This is a genomic window from Micromonospora sp. D75, assembly GCF_018070405.1.
In the GTDB taxonomy this organism is placed as follows: Bacteria; Actinomycetota; Actinomycetes; order Mycobacteriales; family Micromonosporaceae; genus Micromonospora; species Micromonospora chalcea.
Genome location: NZ_JAGPXV010000982.1, coordinates 1 through 1,351, shown reverse-complemented (window position 1 = coordinate 1,351; position 1,351 = coordinate 1). Strand labels below are relative to the sequence as shown.

Below are 1,351 nucleotides of genomic sequence, written 5' to 3'. Positions count from 1 at the left end.
CGTCCCCGCCGTGGCCGAGCACGGTCGCCGCCAGGCCGCCCACGAGGTCGACGAGGACGCCTTCGCGTTCGGCGGGGCTCAGCGGCCGCAGCCGCTCCCGCAGCGCGGTCGCCGCCTCGTCGTCCGCCGGCTGGCGCTCGTCGTCGGCGGGCATCGCCGCGCCCGCCTCCGGGACCCCCGTCAGCAGCGGGCACGGCCGCATCGACGCGAACGTCGGCACGAACCGGTCCCAGCGCACGTCGGCGACGATCAGCCCCGCCTCCGCCCGCAGCGCCTGACCGAACGCCTCGAGGGCCAGCTCCGGGGGCAGCCCCGGCAGGCCCCGCCGACGCAGCTGCGCCTGCTCGGGCGACTCGGGGTCGTCGCTCCACGGGCCCCACGCCACGGCGGTGGCCGCCAGTCCCCCGTGCCGCCGGTTCGCCGCGAGCGCGTGCAGCAGCGCATCGCCGGCGGACTGGCCGGCCCGGCCGCCCGCGCCCCACACCCCCGTGGTCGAGGTGCACAGTACGAACGCGTCGAGCGGGCGGTGCGCCAGCTCGTCGGCGTACCTGGGGACGTCGCCGACGGTGGCGGCCAGGTCGGCGGCCAGGCCGGCGAGGGTCAGCTCGGCGAGCGGCACCGAGCCGGTCTCGGCCGGGACGTGCACGAGCGCGGTCACCGACCGTTCCTCGGCGGCGAGCTGCTCCATCAGGTCGCCGAGCTTGCCCGTGGCCGGCTCGGCCAGCGGGAGCACCTCGGCGCCGTGGCGTCCCAGCCAGTCGGTGGTGTGCCGGGCGAGGGCGCCGGTCCCGCCGGTGAGCAGGACGGTTCCGTTCGGCCGGTAGCCGTCGCCCACCGCCGGCAGCCCGGTGTCGCGGACCAGCCGCCGGGTGTGCACGCCGTCCTCCCGGACGGCGAGCTGGTCCTCACCGTCGACGTTGACCAGCGCCCCGACCAGGGCCGCGTACGCCGCCTCGGCCGGGCCCGCCGGCAGGTCGACGACTCCGCCGACGTGCCGGGGGTGTTCCAGCGCGGCGACGAGGCCGAGGCCCCACGTGGTGGCCTGCGCCGGGTGCGCGACCGCTTCCCCGTCGACGGCGACGGCGCCGGTGGTGGCCAGCCACAGCGGTACGGCCGGGCCGGAGCGGCCGGTGTGCGCCTGCACCAGCAGCAGGTTCGCCGCCAGGCCGGTCGGCAGTGCGGTCTGCTCCGGGTGCGGCGCCTCGTCCAACGCCAGCAGGGACAGCAGCGCCGTCGGCTGGTGCGCGGTGGCGAGCCGGTCGAGGTCGGCGGCCAGACCGTCGCGGGTGGCGGTGGCCGGGTCGACGGTCAGCAGGTGCACCGCCGCGGCGCCGGCCGTGAGGGCGGCGAG

At 78.8% G+C, this 1,351-nt stretch carries 1 protein-coding gene; it reads right to left on the bottom strand.

What is annotated here, in order from left to right; genetic code table 11:
* A partial coding sequence (locus KBX39_RS31310) for a beta-ketoacyl reductase (RefSeq protein ID WP_210874012.1) occupies positions 1-1,351 on the bottom strand: 1,351 nt, incomplete at both ends.